15 protein-coding genes are annotated in these 15,099 nt (G+C 54.2%); 6 read left to right on the top strand and 9 right to left on the bottom strand.

The window, feature by feature from the left end; genetic code table 11:
* Nucleotides 1-112: 112 nt before the first annotated feature.
* Nucleotides 113-1,138 carry an inner membrane protein YhjD gene (yhjD, locus tag JGF26_RS18950; protein ID WP_028018348.1) on the bottom strand — a complete coding sequence of 342 codons (1,026 nt, stop codon included), beginning with the start codon at nucleotides 1,136-1,138 and terminating at the stop codon, nucleotides 113-115.
* Nucleotides 1,139-1,188: 50 nt separating this feature from the next.
* Nucleotides 1,189-2,088, bottom strand: a complete 900-nt coding sequence (locus tag JGF26_RS18945) for a LysR family transcriptional regulator (RefSeq protein ID WP_134708524.1) — start codon at nucleotides 2,086-2,088, stop codon at nucleotides 1,189-1,191.
* Between the two features lie 119 nt (nucleotides 2,089-2,207).
* Between JGF26_RS18945 and JGF26_RS18940 the strand changes: the two genes are divergently transcribed.
* A complete protein-coding gene (locus JGF26_RS18940) occupies nucleotides 2,208-2,966 on the top strand; it encodes an SDR family oxidoreductase (RefSeq protein WP_028018346.1) in 759 nt (252 codons plus the stop codon).
* Nucleotides 2,967-3,138: 172 nt separating this feature from the next.
* Nucleotides 3,139-3,741: a response regulator transcription factor gene (locus JGF26_RS18935; protein WP_028018345.1), complete on the top strand. Its 603-nt coding sequence runs from the start codon at nucleotides 3,139-3,141 to the stop codon at nucleotides 3,739-3,741.
* On the opposite strand, the gene JGF26_RS18930 is transcribed toward JGF26_RS18935, so the two are convergent.
* Both JGF26_RS18930 and JGF26_RS18925 read right to left on the bottom strand, forming a co-directional pair.
* Entirely contained in the window at nucleotides 3,720-4,058 is a 339-nt protein-coding gene (locus JGF26_RS18930; protein WP_134708525.1) for a lysozyme, read from the bottom strand. The two genes, JGF26_RS18935 and JGF26_RS18930, sit on opposite strands and share 22 nt — an antisense overlap.
* A 71-nt stretch (nucleotides 4,059-4,129) precedes the next feature.
* A complete protein-coding gene (locus JGF26_RS18925) occupies nucleotides 4,130-4,669 on the bottom strand; it encodes a GNAT family protein (RefSeq protein WP_134708526.1) in 540 nt (179 codons plus the stop codon).
* Between the two features lie 148 nt (nucleotides 4,670-4,817).
* Between JGF26_RS18925 and JGF26_RS18920 the strand changes: the two genes are divergently transcribed.
* Nucleotides 4,818-6,407 carry an STY4199 family HEPN domain-containing protein gene (locus JGF26_RS18920; RefSeq protein WP_128348373.1) on the top strand — a complete coding sequence of 530 codons (1,590 nt, stop codon included), beginning with the start codon at nucleotides 4,818-4,820 and terminating at the stop codon, nucleotides 6,405-6,407.
* On the opposite strand, the gene JGF26_RS18915 is transcribed toward JGF26_RS18920, so the two are convergent.
* The 3 genes from JGF26_RS18915 to JGF26_RS18905 all read right to left on the bottom strand — a co-directional run bounded on the left by JGF26_RS18915 (nucleotide 6,408) and on the right by JGF26_RS18905 (nucleotide 10,505).
* Nucleotides 6,408-8,057, bottom strand: a complete 1,650-nt coding sequence (locus JGF26_RS18915) for an alpha,alpha-trehalase (protein WP_028018341.1) — start codon at nucleotides 8,055-8,057, stop codon at nucleotides 6,408-6,410. It abuts the gene before it with no gap.
* A 181-nt stretch (nucleotides 8,058-8,238) separates the two neighbouring features.
* The gene (gene gorA, locus JGF26_RS18910; RefSeq protein ID WP_134708527.1) at nucleotides 8,239-9,591 is read right to left on the bottom strand and encodes a glutathione-disulfide reductase; all 1,353 of its coding nucleotides are present in this window, start codon (nucleotides 9,589-9,591) and stop codon (nucleotides 8,239-8,241) included.
* A gap of 71 nt (nucleotides 9,592-9,662) precedes the next feature.
* Nucleotides 9,663-10,505 carry a 23S rRNA (adenine(2030)-N(6))-methyltransferase RlmJ gene (locus tag JGF26_RS18905; RefSeq protein ID WP_028018339.1) on the bottom strand — a complete coding sequence of 281 codons (843 nt, stop codon included), beginning with the start codon at nucleotides 10,503-10,505 and terminating at the stop codon, nucleotides 9,663-9,665.
* 177 nt (nucleotides 10,506-10,682) lie between these two features.
* Here JGF26_RS18905 and prlC point away from each other — a divergent pair, with 177 nt between their 5' ends.
* Both prlC and rsmJ read left to right on the top strand, forming a co-directional pair.
* On the top strand, nucleotides 10,683-12,725 hold the full coding sequence (gene prlC, locus JGF26_RS18900; RefSeq protein ID WP_134708528.1) for an oligopeptidase A: 2,043 nt from the start codon (nucleotides 10,683-10,685) through the stop codon (nucleotides 12,723-12,725).
* Nucleotides 12,726-12,732: 7 nt separating this feature from the next.
* Complete coding sequence (gene rsmJ / locus JGF26_RS18895; protein ID WP_049005596.1) at nucleotides 12,733-13,485, top strand: 16S rRNA (guanine(1516)-N(2))-methyltransferase RsmJ; 753 nt, start codon at nucleotides 12,733-12,735, stop codon at nucleotides 13,483-13,485.
* Between the two features lie 39 nt (nucleotides 13,486-13,524).
* On the opposite strand, the gene uspA is transcribed toward rsmJ, so the two are convergent.
* Entirely contained in the window at nucleotides 13,525-13,962 is a 438-nt protein-coding gene (gene uspA / locus JGF26_RS18890) for a universal stress protein UspA (RefSeq protein WP_003861223.1), read from the bottom strand.
* A gap of 282 nt (nucleotides 13,963-14,244) precedes the next feature.
* Between uspA and uspB the strand changes: the two genes are divergently transcribed.
* Nucleotides 14,245-14,580 (top strand): universal stress protein UspB, encoded by a 336-nt coding sequence (gene uspB / locus JGF26_RS18885; RefSeq protein ID WP_028018336.1) that lies wholly within the window; start codon nucleotides 14,245-14,247, stop codon nucleotides 14,578-14,580.
* Nucleotides 14,581-14,623: 43 nt separating this feature from the next.
* Here uspB and JGF26_RS18880 read toward each other — a convergent pair whose 3' ends face one another.
* Nucleotides 14,624-15,031: a hypothetical protein gene (locus JGF26_RS18880; RefSeq protein ID WP_134708529.1), complete on the bottom strand. Its 408-nt coding sequence runs from the start codon at nucleotides 15,029-15,031 to the stop codon at nucleotides 14,624-14,626.
* Between the last annotated feature and the right edge of the window lie 68 nt (nucleotides 15,032-15,099).

Raw genomic sequence — 15,099 nt, 5'->3', positions numbered from 1 at the left:
ACAGATTTTAAATATCAGTCAATTAAACTGGTTTTCGGTTAAATAAAAGTTACGGACTGGATTTATATGCTGAAATGATGAATCGGGCTGAGATTTCAGCCCGGGAGAGGGATTACCGATGCGTTTTCCCCGGCATCCTTGGGTCATCTTTGTACTGAGCGGTGGCAATCCACGCTGCGCAGAACAGCGTCAGGCGGGCGAAGAAGTAGAAGAACGCCATCAACCCCAGTACTGAACCAAACGCCGCGCCAGAAGGGGATTTAACCAGCGCCGGCAGGGTCCAGGTCATCACAATTTTGATCACCTCAAAGCCTATCGCCGCAATCAATGTTCCACGGATCAGCGCCTTCTTGCGCGGACGATGACGCGGCAGGCGCCAGAAGATCCAGAAGAACAGCAGGTAGTTAGCGAAGATGGAAATCGCCAGACCAATGCCGCGCCAGGCGGGTTTTAGCCACTCGATATAATCGAGATAAAGCGCGGAGATAATCATCTGCTGCGCGGAGCCTGCAACAGAAGTAATCGAGAGCGTGACGATGAGTGCGACAAGCAGGCCAATCAGCGAAACAAAGTCACGAATATACTTAATCCAAATTTTTTCCTGATCCTGAGGCTTACGCTCCCATACCTCGCGCGACTGGGCGCGAATGGCCTCGCGCAGGTTGCCCATCCAGTTAACGCCGGAGTAAAGGGCAATCAGCAAGCCAGCGATACCGACGGTGGTACGCTGTTGGACGGCAGTATTGATGGTGCTTTTGAGCGTGCTGGCAAGGGTCGGGTCGCTGACGTTATTCAGGATCTTATTGAAAATATCCTGCAGTAGCGTCGGGTGCGACGCGAGCACGAAACCGGCCGCCGCAAACGACACCATCAGGATCGGGATCATCGACAGGAAGGAAAAATAGGTGATGGCGGCACCAAACTGGTTTCCCATGCGGTCATTGAAGCGTTCGGCCGCACGTATCAGATGCGCCACCATGGGAAACTGCTGAATTCTTGCGGCGATACCGGTGACGGTTCCCAGCGCTTTGCTGGCGGTGCCTGGCGATTTGGCCTCTTCGGGCCCGGTTTCCATCTTTTTGATGGGATCATAATCTAACTGTTGGGTGGGTCGTTGCGGGTTGTTTTCCGGCGTCACGCGTCTTTTCCTTTTCGTTTGGCTGGATGTAATTGAATTATAGCTTGCGACTAATCCACATAAGCTTTTGTAAGTTCGGTAAGCCACTCCATAAACAGATGTACCCGGCGGGAGAGGTTACGGCGATGGGGATAAATCAGAGAGACAGGCATCGGTTCGGCCTTGTATTGCGGGAGGATCTCAATCAGTTTCTTCGCGCGCAGTAAATCGCGTACGCCAACCCGCGGAACCTGAATAATGCCCAACCCGGCGAGGCAGGCAGCCTGGTAAGTTTCCGTGCTATTGACGGTTAACACCCCGCCCGTTTTTATCCACTGCGTCGCACTGCCGTTATAAAACTCAAAGCCCTGGGGACGGTTGCCCAGCATGGCAGCGTAATGAATGACGGCATGTGAGCCTAAATCGTCCAGCGTTTCCGGGTAGCCAAAACGCGCCAGATAATCCGGGCTGGCGCAGTTAATCACCGACAGTTTGCCCAGCGGACGCGCGATAAGCCCTGAATCCTTCAGTGTGCCGACGCGGACGACACAATCAAACCCTTCGCGGATCACATCCACAAGACGATCGCTGCTGCTGAGTTCCAGTTCGATACCGGGATAGTGCTGCAGAAAAACAGGCAGTTTGGGGATGACTAAATTTCGCGCAACGGCGACGGGCATATCCACGCGTAACCGCCCGCTGATGCTGGAGGGGTCGTGCTGAAACATTCCGTCGAGTTCATCAAGGTTTGCCAGCAGATCTTTTGCCCGCTCGTAATAGACCATGCCGTCCTGCGTCAGGCTGACGCGACGCGTGGTGCGGTGCAACAGCTGGGTGCCAAGCCGGTTTTCCAGCGCCTGAATTTGCCGAGAAACGCTGCCTTTTGGCAGCGTTAATGTTTCTGCCGCGCGGGAAAAACTCTCCAGTTCCGCGACGCGGACAAACAACTGCATTGCGTGAATTTTATCCATAGACGAAGCTCATTGTTGTTGCGGTTGAAACAGTGAAGCGTTTTATTCCATCTTTATTGATTTTCTATCACCTAATAAGCTCTTTCTCAATCTCCATAACAGCCAAAACGAGGTTTATGATGACTGAACGTATCGCATTAGTGACGGGTGGTAGCCGTGGATTGGGTAAAAACGCGGCTTTGAAGCTGGCGGCAGAGGGGACGGGAATTATCCTGACATATCACCGCAGTGAGCAGGAAGCACAGGATGTTGTACGCGAAATTCAGGGAAAAGGTGTCAGAGCGGCAGCATTACAGCTCAACGTCGGGGATATCGCCAGTTTCGACCATTTTGCCCGGCAGCTTCAGGAAACCCTTAACACCGTCTGGCAGCGTGACACCTTTGATTATTTATTAAACAATGCCGGAACGGGGTTATACGCGCCCTATAGCGACACGACGGAAGCTCAGTTTGATGAGGCGTTAAACATCCATTTCAAAGGGCCGTTTTTCCTGACACAGCGCCTGCTGCCATTGCTTAATGACGGGGGACGGATCCTCAATGTTTCCAGTGGACTGGCTCGTTTTACTCAGCCAGGTTCAGGAACCTATGCTGCCATGAAAGGGGCGATGGAAGTGCTGACCCGTTATCAGGCAAAAGAGCTGGGCGCGCGCGGGATCACCGTCAACATCATTGCTCCCGGCGCGATAGAAACGGACTTTGGCGGTGGACGCGTGCGTGACAACGCGCAGTTGAATCAGATGCTGGCTTCACAGACCGCCCTGGGTCGGGTGGGGCTACCGGATGATATTGGCGATGCCATTGCGGCCCTGCTTAGCGATAAACTGGGCTGGATGAACGCACAACGTATTGAAGTATCAGGCGGAATGTTCCTGTGATGCCTATTCTTAAGAGGAAGGAACCTCTTAAGGAAATCCTCAACATTAATGTGTCCAAATACTGACAGATATAAAGAACACGGGTGGATTTGTAACGTCCCCATTCATTGAGTTTTTTCTTAAATAACGCCTCTGTAGAATCCCCCTTCGCTATTCTCAGAGGGGAAAAACGATGCGAGTGATCATGTTTGACAGGCAGTCAATATTTATTCATGGAGTGATACACAGTCTTCAGACGTTAATTCCAGAAATAAATATAACAGGAACCTGTCAGGCAGAAGATTTATGGGCTCAGGTGTCCGCGTCACCGTCTGCTATTGTCATGATTGACGGAAATTTAATTCAGGATGACGAGATCGCGTGGCTGGAAGCGCTCATGACTCGCTTCCCGGCGATATCCGTGGTCATGGTGTTAGCGAAAAAAGAGGCCCGATGGGTTGAGCAGTTGTTGCAGCGAAACGTCATGGCCATTATTCCCCGCAAGGCGAGCCCAGAACGGTTTTCCGCCGTGCTGGATTCGGTGTCCAGAGGGATGGTCTGTTTTCCCGGAGAGTGGGTTAAACAGCCGTCGTCATCTCAGGCCTTATTATCTCTGAGCGAACGCCAGCGCGAAGTTCTGAAATTGCTGGCCGCAGGGGAATCTAACAAAGAGATTGGACGCAATCTCAACATCAGCGCGGCCACGGTAAAAGCGCATCTGGAAGCGCTCTTCCGTCGGCTGGATGTTAAAAACAGAACGCAGGCGGCTATGTATTATACGCGAGCGACGGTCTGAAGAACCGCTTGCGGGAGCGAGGACGTCTCTCCGAAGCTGAATAGCATTAGCACCAGTGCGTCATGCTGCTGTTGGGTTAATGGCCGAGCCATATTTTCCCGCAGCAGCCTCTCACATAACCGAATATCCTTATGAAGCAAATATTCTGCCTCAGAAGGGGTGATCAGACCCTTAAATGTTTCCCGGTCGCGGATAACATGGCCATAACCAATAACCCATAAACCGTTTTCGTCACGATATTTCGCCAGTGAAAGTCCCTGATGATTTTTTATTAGCGCAATGGCGGCATCCGATATTTTCAGTGCATGACCTTTCATATTTGTGTCCTCTTAATAGCGACACTGTAGAGGAATCAACGTCAGAGAAATATCCGCCAAATGGCTGTTGATCAGGCGTTATTGCTCAGGTAGTCCTGCCTCAATAAACCGAACAACCAGTCATTATGCCAGCGCCCGGCAAGGTAATAGCTCTCGCGTAACTCACCTTCCAGACGAAAATGGGCTTTTTCCAGCAGGCGTCTTGAGGCGACATTCCCCGCAGTGACGGTCGCGGTCAGCCGGCGAATCCCCCCTTGACGGAAGGCATAGTCACAAAGTGCCTGCAGGGATTCGTAGCCGTAACCTTTCCCCTGCGCCGCGGGCTCAAAAAGAAAACCCACTTCAGCACAATCCTCCTCCCGATGAATATACCCGGTGACGCCCAGCGCCGTTCGGGTGGTGGCATCACGCACGACGAGACAAAGCCAGTGTGTGCTGCCAGGTGTCCATGGCGTCAGACGAGCGTCAAAAGCCTCGCGGATCTCTGCTACAGGGCGATCTTGCGCAACAAAGCGCATGACATCAGGATGTTGCTGTAATGCCAGAAAAAAGGGCCAGTCATGTTCCTGCAGGGGCGAGCAGCTAAGGCGTGGGGTGTTTAAAACAGGCATTCAGATTCTCCTGACACTTTTTAAATGATTTTAGGGTTGTCACTTTATTTCAATAGAAAGTCAGGTATGGTTAACCTCGTATAAATAAAAAGAAAAACGGCAGTTACGTGCCCATTCCGGATGTCTTCGTTGGCGCTTAAGGAAAACAATGGCTCTCAGTACATCACATCACGTTCGCGAACAGTTCGAACACTGTCTGGCGGTCATTCGCCAGGCGTCTGTGGAAATTTTGCTTCTTCTGAATGTACATGCTTCTGAGGGCAAAGATCCACGCTGGTTTCTTGAACAACTGGACAGCGCGCGATTAGCTCTGGGGGGCTGGGGAGCCGTTGCGAAGAAGCTCAATCTGAATGATGCCGAGATGTCGGAATTTACGCTGCAATTGCGCCTGCTGCAGCAGCGCGTGCCGCAGTATGAAAGCGGACAGGATGTGAGTGAAAACCAGCTGATTGCGGCAATGCGGTTTGTGACTGCGCTGGAACACCTTCGTCTGCAGCAGCCGCTTCTGACCTACAGCACAGAGCTGGCACCGGGCAGTGAACTCCAGCAGCAACAGGCGCACAAACAGGTGCGTGCGATTGAGCTGATGTTAAAAGGGCTCATCCAGCAGGCCTGGCCCGATCAGGTGCGGTTGAATAACCATCTTAAGACGCTTTTTAACGCCGACCGGGTAAGACGCTGGTTGAAGCTTGGCGAGATTAACGATGTCCTGAGCGGCATGATGTTCAGTGAACTGGCGCAGATGCTGGTGGATAAAAAAGAGTTCAGCCGCTATTACGCTTCGCTATTCAGTGACCCGTCCATGCTGACGCTGCTGGTGGAACCGCGTAAAACGCTGCAAACTTTCCTCGATGACATTCGGCAAATCCGCAACAACATCACGGTTCAGAAGACGTTAAGTTCGGCGCAAATTCAGCTGCTGGATAACTATTACACGCAGATCAGCCGACCGGTTCAGCGTGCGTTTGAAGAGGGGAGAACCCGCGTTAATCCGACGGGGTTAATGGCGGTAGATGCCAGCGAATTGCATACCTTCTGGGAAAAGGCGCAGAAAATGGATCGGGTCACTGGCGGTGATCTGTTTGAAGTTCGTGACACCATTGAAAAGCCGACCCAGCGCGCACCGCGCACCCCAGAACAACGCGAGCAGCTTATTTCTGGTGCGTTATGGGGGGCGGTTGGCGTCATGGTGATTGCCATCGTGGCAGGGGGCTTCTGGCTGGTGACCAGTGGTAAACCACAGCCTGCAACCGTCAGTGTCGCAGAAACAGCGCCACCACAGGAAATGCGTGAGACGCCTTCCTCGCGTGAAACGCTGACGCGCATGGGCGTAACCTGGGACGAAAATAACTTCCGTTCGGCCATTAACCGCAACGATACCCGCGTGGTTCAGCTCTTTTTACAGGGCGGCATGGACTGGAAGCTGTCATGGACCGAAGAGGCGATGTCGGCAGGTTATGACGACGTGCTGGAGCTGATGTTACGCTACCGGCAGAACATGGTCGAAGAGAAGCCGTGCCGTCGCTTTATCAATACGCTCAGCCACGCCATGTCGAATGGCGAGCCTCTGACGTCAAAACGTAAAGAGTATCTGAAAGCATTCTGTACTGTGCCGGCCGTGGTGAAACGCCAGCAGCACGATCTTGATATGGCGACCCGTCGTGCGCAGTCACAACCGGATGCCACCACGAAAAAATGGCAGTCCATCCAGACCGCCATTTATGAGGTGATTCGCTGATTAAGGTTCCCCATACAACCCAATCAGCCGTCGCACCACGCCGTTCGTCCAGCCAAAGCCATCCTGCAGGGGGTATTCACCACCGCCCCCTTCGCGTGGTGTACTGCTGGCGATGTGGTACTTCTCAATGAGCTTATGGTGGTGATTATAAAAATGGTTCACCGTCTGCAACCAGCTCCAGGCGATCTCATCCCCTAGCGAATCATTTCCGTACTGCTTGAACCCCTGAATTGCCATCCATTGCAGCGGGGCCCAGCCGTTGGGTTTATCCCACTGTTCGCCGGTTTCATACTCGGTGGCGAGAATACCGCCTGGGGTCAGGAGCCGCGCTTTGACCGCATCAGACAGGCGTTCGGCCTGCTCATGGGTTGCCATACCCACATACAGAGGCACAATGCTGGCTGCTGAGAACAGCGCCTTTTCCTCGCGTCTCCAGTCATAATCGCGGAAACAGCCGCTCTCCTCATCCCATAGATAGCGGTTCACTGCCTCGCGGCGATCGCTGGCTTTCTGGCGGAACAGGTCGGCGGTTTCTTTATCTCCTTTCGATGCTGAGATATTGGCAATTGCACTTTCCAGCTTGAACAGGAAGGCGTTCAGATCGATGGGGATAAACTGCGTCGTGCGGATGCTGGCGAGCCGTGACGGATCGCGCAGCCAGCGGGACGAATAATCCCAACCTGACGCCGCTCCCGCACGCAGATCGCGATACACCTCATTGGGCGGACGACCCGAGTGGCGGGCCGTTTCCACATCCTCAATCCACGATTCGTCGCGCGGTGTGTCACGGTCGTCCCAGTAGCGGTTGAGCAGCGAACCGTCCGGCATACGTACCGCACTCCGATAGGCCTGATTAAGCAGCAATGACTCAGCGCCGTCCATCCAGAAGGCGTGCTCCATTTTGAGGTGTTCAAGGTAACGTTTTGCCCCGCGTACGCCGTCCTCTTCAAACAACTCCACCATCAGGGCAAAAACGGGGGGCTGGGAGCGGCTGAGATAATAGGTGCGGTTGCCGTTCGGAATATGACCGTAGCGTTCGATTAGCCAGGCGAAGTTATCCGCCATACATTTCAGCAGATCGTTCCGGCCACTCTCGGCCAACCCCAGCATGGAGAAATAAGAGTCCCAGTAATAGGTCTCGCTGAATCGGCCGCCAGGTACGATATACGCTTGCGGCAGTGCCAGCAGGGATGACCAGGGAATATGATCCTGTGGCTCACGCGTTAGCACTGGCCACAGACTGTCGATGTGCTCTTTTAACGAAAGGCCGGGGTCGGAGACATATTCTGTGCTGTAAGTCTCAGGCAACCAGAAGTGGTTCTCCACAAACTGGCGCAGGTCGAAATCCCGGTGGCGTTTGACCTTGCGGTAGCGGATCAGAATATCCAGTGGGTCCATCTTCGGCGCGCAGTCGGGGAAGGTTTTGCTGTCTGCAAACAGCCGTGAAGACTGCACGTGTTCGAACAGTTCAAGATAGCGATCGGCGGGCGTCAGGGCATCAGAGGCGGGTAGCCCTTCGATCATCTCGGGTTCCGGCTCCGCTTCAATCATTTCATCCAGTTTCAACTCACAGGGATCGGTCTCGTAGCGCAGCTCTTCTTCAATCCCGAATTCGATGTTCTCGGTAGCCTGTGTCTTCTGGTTGAACATGGTGATAAGGACCTCCGGTTGTGTGTTCAAAGAGATTGTTCTTCCGGGTGTCTTTAAAGCGTAGACATTCGCTTCGGTAGATGGGGAGGAATATGTGCGCTAGAGCACTATTTTCGGAGCATTCGTTTTGCAACGGTGTATGAATGTTAAAAAAAAGCCCCTCCGGAGAGGGGCTTCAGGATTATCGCATGGTCACGAACTCTTCCGCAGCCGTCGGGTGGATCGCCACGGTGTTGTCGAAGTCTTTCTTCGTTGCGCCCATCTTCAGCGCCACCGCGAAGCCCTGCAGGATCTCATCCATGCCAAAGCCAATGCCGTGAATACCGACAATCTTCTCTTCTGGCCCAACGCACACCAGCTTCATACGACACGGCTGACGGTGAGAGGTAACAGCGGTATACATCGCGGTAAACGCGGATTTATACACTTTCACCTGATCGTCGCCATATTGCTCGCGCGCCTGCGGCTCGGTTAAGCCGACGGTGCCGATTGGCGGGTGGCTGAAGACCACGGTCGGGATATTACTGTAGTCCAGATGCTCTTCCGGCTTGTTGTTAAACAGACGCTCGGAGAGACGGCGACCCGCTGCAACGGCAACCGGGGTCAGTTCAACCGCACCGGTGTTATCACCGACAGCATAAATGCCCGGTACGCTGGTGTTCTGGAACTTATCAACGACGATATAGCCTTTATCATTGGTTTTCACGCCCGTGACGGCCAGGTTGAAGTTATCGTTCGCTGGTTCACGGCCAATCGCCCAGATCAGGCAATCGACGGTCTGGCTGCGGCCATCTTCCAGCTCCAGGGTCAGGCTGCCGTCTGCATTTTTCACTACCGCTTTTGGTACGGCGTTGGTGTGCAGGGTTGGGCCTTCGGCGTTCATCACTTCTACCAGCGTGTCGACGATCAGCGGGTCAAAGCTACGCAGCGGTGCGTGTTTACGCACGAACAGATGCGCTTCGGCACCCAGACCATTAATCACGCCGGCAAGCTCAACCGCAATGTAACCTGCGCCCACCACGGCAACGCGTTTTGGCAGGGCTGGCAGTTCGAAGAAACCGTCGGAGTCGATACCGTATTCCACACCCGGGATATTCGGGTGGCTCGGACGGCCGCCGGTGGCGATCAGGATGTGATCGGCAGTGATCGTCTCGCCGTTCACTTCGATCGTTTTCGCGTCCACAAAGCGGGCAAAACCACGGATCACGTCGACGTTATTTTTACCCAGTACGTTGTCGTACGAGGTGTGAATACGGTCGATGTAGGCGGTACGGCTGGCGATCAGTTTGTCCCAGTCGAAGTGGTTGATGGTGGTGTCAAAGCCGTAGTCCGGGCCATACATATGGATAGCTTCACGGATCTGCGCCGCATGCCACATCACTTTCTTCGGTACACAACCTACGTTCACGCAGGTGCCGCCAAGTTCTTTGGCTTCAATCAGCGCACATTTCTGGCCATACATGGCCGCACGGTTGATGGAGGCGATGCCGCCGCTGCCGCCGCCGATTGCGATGTAGTCATAATGCTTAGTCATAGCTTTTATCCTTAATCGTGAATTGCCGCGATTGTATACCTGAAATCAATAGGTTCCACCGATGGCTGTAATTACTCAGGCACGATCCAACTGACGGTGGCGTGGCCTGTACCCGCTGGCACCAGCGTTTTGTGCAGCCACGGCAGCACGTTATTCATCTGCGCTTCGAGCTTCCACGGCGGGTTGATGACAATCATACCGGAGGCGGTCATGCCGCGCTGGTCGCTATCCGGGCGTACCGCCAGTTCAATTTGCAGGATTTTGCGGATGCCAGTCGCTTCCAGGTCTTTGATCATGCGTTTGATTTGCGCGCGCAGCACTACCGGATACCACAGGGCATAGGTACCGGTCGCAAAGCGCTTGTAACCTTCGTGGATGCCGGTCACCACCGCCTGATAGTCGGTTTTGATTTCGTACGGCGGGTCGATCAGCACCAGGCCGCGACGGGAAACCGGCGGCAATTTGGCTTTCAGCTGCTGATAGCCATCGGCTTTATCCACGCGAGCGCGGTTATCTTTCTGGAATTCAGCGCGCAACAGTGGGAAATCACTTGGGTGCAGCTCGGTCAACTGGATGCTGTCCTGTTCGCGCAACAGCTGACGGGCAATCAGCGGAGAACCTGGGTAGTAACGCAGCTGGCCGTTGCGGTTGAAATGGTTCACTACACCGATGTAGGGTTCCAGTTCTGCTGGCAGGTCATCCTGCTGCCAGATGCGGGCGATCCCTTCCAGATATTCACCGGTACGCTCGGCGTGTTCGCCGCTCAGCTGATAGCGCCCCGCGCCCGCGTGGGTGTCCAGATAGAGAAACGGCTTCTCTTTCTCTTTGAGTGATTCGATGATCAGACTCTGAACGGTGTGTTTGAGGACATCGGCGTGGTTGCCTGCGTGAAAGCTGTGGCGATAACTGAGCATGAGTAATGAAATTCCGCTGAAATGACGATTTGCCACAGTTTACAGCAGAACGGCACAGATTACCCGTCAGCCCGGTAAGCGCAGGCATTGAAATCCTCTACACTTAACCCCATTACTGGACCATATGCACAGCGCCGGATGCGCGCTTCATTCATCTTATTCAACAGGACAGCGTTTATGACCAATCCATTACTGACGCCTTTTTCGTTGCCACCATTTTCTAAAATCCTCCCTGAGCATGTGGTTCCAGCCGTTACGCAATCGCTGGACAACTGCCGCGCGGCGGTAGAAAGCGTGGTAGCGCAGGGCGCGCCGTACAGCTGGGAAAATCTGTGTCAGCCGCTGGCCGAAGTGGACGACGTGCTGGGGCGTATCTTCTCCCCGGTGAGCCACCTGAACTCGGTAAAAAACAGCCCGGAACTGCGCGAAGCCTACGAGCAGACCCTGCCGCTGCTCTCTGAGTACAGCACCTGGGTCGGCCAGCACGAAGGGCTTTACAAAGCCTACCGCGACCTGCGCGACGGCGACCACTATGCCGAACTGAACACGGCGCAGAAAAAATCGGTCGATAACGCCCTGCGTGATTTTGAGCTGTCCGGGATTGGCCTGCCAAAAGAGAAGCAGACCCGCTACGGTGAAATTGCCGCGCGCCTGTCCGAGCTGGGCAACCAGTACAGCAACAACGTGCTCGACGCCACCATGGGTTGGACGAAGCTGATTACCGACGAAGCGCAGTTGGCCGGGATGCCGGAAAGCGCGCTGGCGGCGGCAAAAGCGCAGGCCGAAGCGAAAGAGCAGGAAGGTTTCCTGTTAACCCTGGATATCCCGAGCTACCTGCCGGTAATGACCTACTGCGACAACCAGGCGTTGCGTGAAGAGATGTACCGCGCTTACAGCACCCGCGCCTCCGACCAGGGGCCGAATGCCGGTAAATGGGACAACAGTCCGGTGATGGCTGAAATTCTGGCTCTGCGTCACGAGCTGGCACTGCTGCTGGGCTTCGAAAACTACGCCGATAAATCCCTCGCCACCAAAATGGCGGAGAACCCGCAGCAGGTACTCGACTTCCTGACCGATCTGGCGAAACGCGCCCGTCCTCAGGGTGAGAAAGAGCTGGCCCAGCTGCGCGCCTTCGCGAAAGCGGAGTTCGGCGTGGACGAGCTGCAGCCGTGGGACATCGCCTACTACAGCGAAAAACAGAAGCAGCACCTCTACAGCATCAGCGACGAGCAGTTGCGCCCGTACTTCCCGGAAAACAAAGCCGTTAACGGTCTGTTCGAAGTGGTTAAACGCATCTATGGCATCACCGCAAAAGAACGTACCGACATTGACGTCTGGCATCCGGACGTACGTTTCTTCGAGCTGTATGACGAGAAGAACGAGCTGCGTGGCAGTTTCTACCTCGATCTCTACGCGCGTGAGAACAAACGCGGCGGGGCGTGGATGGACGACTGCGTGGGCCAGATGCGTAAAGCCGACGGTTCTCTGCAGAAGCCGGTCGCTTATCTGACCTGTAACTTCAACCGTCCGGTGAATGGCAAACCTGCGCTGTTTACCCACGACGAAGTGATCACCCTGTTCCACGAGTTCGGCCACGGTCTGCACCATATGCTGACCCGCATCGAAACCGCTGGCGTGGCCGGGATCAGCGGTGTGCCGTGGGATGCGGTCGAACTGCCAAGCCAGTTTATGGAAAACTGGTGCTGGGAGCCGGACGCACTGGCGTTTATCTCTGGTCACTATGAAACCGGCGAACCGCTGCCGAAAGAACTGCTGGATAAAATGCTGGCAGCGAAAAATTACCAGGCGGCGATGTTTATCCTGCGTCAGCTGGAGTTCGGCCTGTTTGATTTCCGCCTGCACGCCGAGTTCAGCCCGGAGCAAGGGGCTAAAATCCTCGAGACCCTGGCTGAGATTAAAAAGCAGGTTGCCGTCATTCCTGGGCCAACCTGGGGCCGCTTCCCGCACGCGTTCAGCCACATCTTCGCGGGCGGCTACGCGGCAGGTTACTATAGCTACCTGTGGGCCGACGTGCTGGCGGCAGATGCCTTCTCTCGCTTCGAAGAGGAAGGGATTTTTAACCGCGAAACGGGCCAGTCGTTCCTCGATAACATCCTGACCCGTGGCGGTTCTGAAGAGCCTATGGTGCTGTTCAAACGCTTCCGTGGCCGCGAGCCGCAGCTGGATGCGATGCTGGAGCATTACGGGATCAAAGGCTGATTGCTACGTGAAGATCTGCTTAGTCGATGAAACAGGCGCCGGAGACGGCGCCTTATCTGTTCTGGCCGCCCGCTGGGGGCTGGAGCACGATGATGAAAACCTGATGGCGCTGGTGATGACGCCAGAGCATCTCGAATTACGTAAGCGCGACGAACCAAAACTCGGCGGTATTTTTGTCGACTTTGTTGGCGGTGCGATGGCACACCGACGTAAGTTTGGTGGCGGTCGTGGTGAAGCGGTTGCCAAAGCGGTCGGCATCAAGGGAAGCTATCTGCCGGATGTGGTGGATGCCACGGCGGGGTTAGGGCGTGATGCGTTTGTGCTGGCATCCGTGGGTTGTCATGTGCGGATGCTGGAACGGAATCCTGTGGTGGCCGCACTACTCGACGACGGTCTGGTGCGTGGCTATGCAGACCCGGAAATCGGCCCGTGGTTGCAGGAGCGTTTGCAGCTGATCCACGCCTCCAGCCTGACGGCGCTGACCGATATTACCCCGCGCCCGCAGGTGGTCTATCTTGATCCGATGTTCCCGCATAAGCAGAAAAGCGCGCTGGTGAAAAAAGAGATGCGTGTGTTTCAGTCGCTCGTGGGTCCGGACCTGGATGCAGATGGTTTGCTGGGGCCTGCTCGCCAGTTAGCGACGAAGCGTGTGGTAGTGAAACGCCCGGACTATGCGCCGCCGCTGGCGGACGTTGCGACGACCAATGCGGTGACTACCAAAGGGCACCGGTTTGATATTTATGCCGGTACGCCGGAATAACAAAGCCCGGTGGCGCTAGCGCTACCGGGCATTTTGCACTTATTCGTCTTCTTCGTCACGCAGTGGAACAATCAGCATATCCACGTGAACGGTGTTAATCAGCTGGCGCGCTGAAGACATCAGCTTGCTCCAGAAGTCCTGATGGTGACCGCATACCACCAGATCCATATCGTATTTCTTAATTGCATCGACCAGCACCTGGCCCAGGTCGCCGCTACCGCTTAAGGTTTCGGTGATCGGATAACCTGCGTTAGTCGACAGTTCGCTCAGAGCATGGTGAGTCTCTTCGGAGATGCGTTTCTGCATATCGCCGAGATTGACGTCGATCAGACCGGTATAGAGGTCGGAGTAATTCACATCAACGTGAATCAGAGAAACTTTCGCGTTGTAGGGACGTGCCATGGATACTGCTTTATCAACCAGTACTTTGCTCTCCGGGGAGAGGTCTACCGCGATGAGAATGTGTTTGTAAGCCATAGTGTTACTCCTTCCTTAAGTTATCGATGACTATTACGAGAATGCCGCCGTCTGATACTTTATTACGGCCCAGTTAAACATATTTTTCAAGCTTTGGTGTTGATAACGATTAACCTTGTGGCAAAAAAATTAACGGATCTCCTACACTATTTAATGAGCCGTTCGGATTTTAAAATGCGAACCGGATCGATTTTGGTCATTCTTTCACTGAACTGTCTGTCAGGGCATTGGGGTGCGGTAGCTCAGAAGCCTTGCTTCGTGGGCGGACGCCGGGGAGGATGTATGATTAGCACCGTCGCATTGTTTTGGGCGCTATGTGTGGTTTGCATAGTGAATATGGCGCGCTACTTCTCATCGTTACGTGCGCTGTTGGTGGTACTTCGTGGTTGCGATCCGTTGCTTTATCAGTATGTGGACGGTGGAGGTTTCTTCACCTCGCATGGACAGCCCAGCAAACAGATGCGTCTGGTGGGATACATCTACTACCAGCGCTACCGCGATCATCACGATGAAGAGTTTATCCGTCGTTGCGAGCGCCTGCGTCGTCAGTTCATTTTGACCAGCGCCTTATGTGGTCTGGTCGTGGTCAGTATGGTTGCATTGATGATTTGGCATTGAGCTTCACAGCAGGCGGGGTAAGCCCCGCCTGATTTCATCTGGTTCAGGGCGTAACTGAGAACCGGAGATTTGAGATATTGCCCTGAATTGAGATAACTTTCCCGCTATAGGTAATTTTCACTTCCCCGTTTGTATCCATACTGGCAGTGGTAATCGTGCCTGTACCTTCAATAACAGGATGCTTCATAGCAAGCTGATGGATAACGTCGGCATCATTCCCTGATATTTCCCCCGAGAGGTAGTAACGGTAGATTGTTGGCACGGTTGCGCCACCCTGATTGTTCACGGTCATATAGAGCCAGACGCTATCAGATAATTTATAAACGCGCTGAAGTTCATCGTTGTTTCGCTGATTAGGTTGGTGGTTTAGCCAGAGAAAACCAATGACCAGAGCCAGAAGCGAAACGGTAACAAGGCGATGAATCCATTTAATAGCCGTTTTGAATGGCATAGTCTATTCCTTCCAGGGTATTGCGTTGGTTCCAAAAAAAAGCGGGTCAGTTTCCTGACCCGCTTTTT

Source organism: Enterobacter sp. E1, assembly GCF_016809815.1.
GTDB classification, from domain to species: Bacteria; Pseudomonadota; Gammaproteobacteria; order Enterobacterales; family Enterobacteriaceae; genus Enterobacter; species Enterobacter adelaidei.
Note: the sequence above shows the minus strand (reverse complement) of the source record. Positions and strands in the feature narration are given on the sequence as shown.

What these genes read in the sequence shown, in the direction of transcription:
- JGF26_RS18945 (WP_134708524.1), bottom strand. Translation starts at nt 2,088, where the DNA reads ATGGATAAAATTCACGCAATGCAGTTGTTTGTCCGCGTCGCGGAACTG.
- JGF26_RS18940 (WP_028018346.1), top strand. Translation starts at nt 2,208, where the DNA reads ATGACTGAACGTATCGCATTAGTGACGGGTGGTAGCCGTGGATTGGGT.
- JGF26_RS18935 (WP_028018345.1), top strand. Translation starts at nt 3,139, where the DNA reads ATGCGAGTGATCATGTTTGACAGGCAGTCAATATTTATTCATGGAGTG.
- JGF26_RS18930 (WP_134708525.1), bottom strand. Translation starts at nt 4,058, where the DNA reads ATGAAAGGTCATGCACTGAAAATATCGGATGCCGCCATTGCGCTAATA.
- JGF26_RS18925 (WP_134708526.1), bottom strand. Translation starts at nt 4,669, where the DNA reads ATGCCTGTTTTAAACACCCCACGCCTTAGCTGCTCGCCCCTGCAGGAA.
- JGF26_RS18920 (WP_128348373.1), top strand. Translation starts at nt 4,818, where the DNA reads ATGGCTCTCAGTACATCACATCACGTTCGCGAACAGTTCGAACACTGT.
- JGF26_RS18915 (WP_028018341.1), bottom strand. Translation starts at nt 8,057, where the DNA reads ATGTTCAACCAGAAGACACAGGCTACCGAGAACATCGAATTCGGGATT.
- gorA (WP_134708527.1), bottom strand. Translation starts at nt 9,591, where the DNA reads ATGACTAAGCATTATGACTACATCGCAATCGGCGGCGGCAGCGGCGGC.
- JGF26_RS18905 (WP_028018339.1), bottom strand. Translation starts at nt 10,505, where the DNA reads ATGCTCAGTTATCGCCACAGCTTTCACGCAGGCAACCACGCCGATGTC.
- prlC (WP_134708528.1), top strand. Translation starts at nt 10,683, where the DNA reads ATGACCAATCCATTACTGACGCCTTTTTCGTTGCCACCATTTTCTAAA.
- uspA (WP_003861223.1), bottom strand. Translation starts at nt 13,962, where the DNA reads ATGGCTTACAAACACATTCTCATCGCGGTAGACCTCTCCCCGGAGAGC.
- uspB (WP_028018336.1), top strand. Translation starts at nt 14,245, where the DNA reads ATGATTAGCACCGTCGCATTGTTTTGGGCGCTATGTGTGGTTTGCATA.
- JGF26_RS18880 (WP_134708529.1), bottom strand. Translation starts at nt 15,031, where the DNA reads ATGCCATTCAAAACGGCTATTAAATGGATTCATCGCCTTGTTACCGTT.